The organism is Xanthomonas cissicola (genome assembly GCF_008801575.1).
In the GTDB taxonomy this organism is placed as follows: Bacteria; Pseudomonadota; Gammaproteobacteria; order Xanthomonadales; family Xanthomonadaceae; genus Xanthomonas; species Xanthomonas cissicola.
In genome coordinates, this window is record NZ_VZPL01000281.1 from 1 (window position 1) to 255 (window position 255).

A 255-nucleotide genomic window follows, 5' to 3' on the forward strand; every position below is an offset into this window, starting at 1 on the left:
GTGCCAGGCCCATGGCCTGACCCCGGAGCAGGTGGTGGCCATCGCCAGCAATGTTGGCGGCAAGCAGGCGCTGGAGACGGTGCAGCGGCTGTTGCCGGTGCTGTGCCAGGCCCATGGCCTGACCCCGGAGCAGGTGGTGGCCATCGCCAGCCACGATGGCGGCAAGCAGGCGCTGGAGACGGTGCAGCGGCTGTTGCCGGTGCTGTGCCAGGCCCATGGCCTGACCCCGCAGCAGGTGGTGGCCATCGCCAGCAA

The 255-nt window shown here is 70.6% G+C and carries 1 protein-coding gene; it reads left to right on the forward strand.

Annotation, left to right across the window (positions count from 1 at the left end):
- The coding region (locus tag F7R02_RS26085) for a TAL effector repeat-containing protein (RefSeq protein ID WP_151210382.1) at positions 1-255 on the forward strand (255 nt) is incomplete at both ends.